1 protein-coding gene and 1 pseudogene are annotated in these 2,567 nt (G+C 56.6%); one reads left to right on the top strand and one right to left on the bottom strand.

What is annotated here, in order from left to right; translation table 11 throughout:
- Positions 1 to 362: pseudogene (locus ACQUQ0_RS17510) on the bottom strand (IS5/IS1182 family transposase); the annotation flags it as partial.
- Between the two features lie 453 nt (positions 363 to 815).
- Between ACQUQ0_RS17510 and ACQUQ0_RS17505 the strand changes: the two are divergent.
- A complete protein-coding gene (locus tag ACQUQ0_RS17505) occupies positions 816 to 2,429 on the top strand; it encodes an ATP-binding protein (protein ID WP_435187028.1) in 1,614 nt (537 codons plus the stop codon).
- Positions 2,430 to 2,567: the final 138 nt, after the last annotated feature.

Raw genomic sequence — 2,567 nt, 5'->3', positions numbered from 1 at the left:
CGTTCGTAGAATGTCGCGTCGATCGCGCCGTGTTTCGAGGGGTCGTGCAGCTGCGCCGACTGGCGCAGCAGCACTCGACAGACGCTCATACTGATCCGGTCGAACGCTTTACACAGCGTGAATGGAGAGGTGATATCGGCCGCGTCAAGGCCGATATCCCCGGTTATTTGTGGCATCTCCTTCAGCAGGTCAATCGTCATTCGGTAGGACGTGTCGAGATAAATCCGGAGACAATAGAGGGAAACGAGGGCATAGTCGGCGAATTCGCCGCCACCTTCCGGGGCGGCGGATTCGTCTCCATCGCCAGTAACTCCTTGAGAAATCGGGACGACTTCGCTGGTGAAGCGGGAGATTTGGGTCATAGACAACTGGAGTCTCCCGCTTCAACTCCTTCGATTTAGCGACCTATCCCGACGCCGTCTAGTGATTCAACACAGCCGTTTCAAGACACCAGTTCTGACACGGTGCGGTCAGAGTGGAACGACTCAGTGCTTTTCAGATCACCTTGCTCGAAGATATTCACACCGGATGGTTAGCCGATGCGGCCGTCTCGGTGTGAGGTTGACGCCGGGTGGGTGCTGACTTGATCCTCTGTACCTTGCACTGGCCCATCTACCAGTAGACAGAAAGATGCGCTGTTTCACTGTGTTCGGTAAGAGCCATCGATATTATCATTGGTTGGCGTGCAAGATGGAGGGCGCAAGTCTCGCGCTGGCTCTCGTCAGGACGGCGGCCCAGTCAATCGGTCAATCTAATTTGTATATCCTGTACCGGAACGCTTCACATTATTAGCAGGCGAGAATGTATGATGCCTCATGATCGTTGGAATCGCCGCAGCAATATCTATCGGGAACGCAGTGGGTATCTCGGCTATCAGTGCGACGGTCGCTCACCGATACAACGAACCAGGGGCTGCGTGGTTCACAGGATACACTGCGCTGATCGGGGTGGGTCTCGGACTAGTCAGTGTCGGCATCCTTACCAATCTCATCTCAGTGACCGACTTTAGCGGTGCAGTCGGGCGGTGGCTGGCAGTTGTCTGGATCCTTCCCGCCGCTTTGTGGGCTATGTTTGCACTTCGGTACACGGGGCGGTTCGTCTCGCTTTCGCTCAAGACGGGTGCGCTGATTGCGTTTCCGCTTTTCGTGATTATTCTACAGGGTCTACTAAGCGGAGTATCAGTAGTGCCAACGCAGGTTCTCGGACTCCTTGGAATTACTACCCGTTATTACGCAGTGACGCTGGCTGTAGCCGGGATCGTGCTGGTGGTGCGAGCGACACGTCGGTATAACCACCTAACAGCATGGCAAGGAATTGCCTTTGCTGTGGCACCAGCGGCGATGTGGCTGTTCTGGAGCAATATTCCGTATATTGCTCAACTCGGTCAAGCAGCGGGAGGGGCCGCCTATGTGCTTGGCTCTTTCGGCGCGGTGGGTGGGCTTGGACTCGCGGTGTTTCGGTTCGATGCGTTCAAAAAATCCCCTGCCATCGGCGTCGTCGGTGAACGGGATGTCGTAGACGAGACAGACGACTTGGTGCTAATCGCGGATGACGAGCACCGCGTGGTGCGAGCAAACGAGAGTGCGCGCACTGCGTCGGGGAACTCCGACCCGTCTACCGGCACCGTTACCGTCGAAGATACCGTCGGAACGAGTGTGGATGGGCTGCGAGCAACCGAGACGCTCGAACTCAATGTTGAGGGTACGTCAGCGAAGTTTGATCCGCAGGTGTCGACGGTACTCGACCAGCAGGACCAGCAGCTGGGTACCGTGATCAGCCTCCGAGAAGTGACCGAACGAGAACTTCGTAAAGAACGAATTGCGGTGCTTAACAGGGTTCTGCGGCACAATCTACGTAATCAAATCGATGTCGTCAACGCTCATCTCGAGGCCATCGACAACGACCACGCGGACGCCGCAACTGAGGCGACCGATCGCATCACACGTATGAGTAACCGCGCGCGGAAGATCGACCGACTTCTCTCAGAGACGCACGAAAACGTCGCCATCGATGTCGCCGAGCTGCTTCGCGGCACTGTGGCCGCCTGCGACTCCTCGGTCGCTGTCGAAGCACCCGACTCGTTGATGATCTCGACCGACGGCGCCGCCCTCGAAGCGGCTATAGAAAGCGCCGTCGACAATGCGGTCACACACGCTACGAACGTGACCACGTCTCTCCGGCAGACGCCTGACGGATGCGAAATCCAGGTCATCGATGATGGCCCGGGGATTCCCGAGTCGGAACTATCTGCGCTCGAAACCAGGACTGAGACAGCACTACAACACGGGACGGGTCTGGGATTGTGGCAACTTACCTGGGCCGTCCGCACTCTTGACGGTACCGTCTCTTTCGACACATCAAACGGCACCACTGTCACAATTACCGTCTTTGACGCATCTTCAACTGGTGACTCAGAGACTACTATTTAACAGGCACGCATAGAGAGCGGTCGGCCCAATGAGCGCACCCCAGGGTCTCTTGGAACAAGCTTCAGTCGATCACATCGGGTTAGAGGAAGTGTCTGCTTTGGGAGGATGTGCAACCAACCGAAGCAGACAGCGAGATAG

Source organism: Halobellus sp. EA9, from assembly GCF_051195055.1.
Classification (GTDB): Archaea; Halobacteriota; Halobacteria; order Halobacteriales; family Haloferacaceae; genus Haloquadratum; species Haloquadratum rubicundus.
Note: the sequence above shows the minus strand (reverse complement) of the source record. Positions and strands in the feature narration are given on the sequence as shown.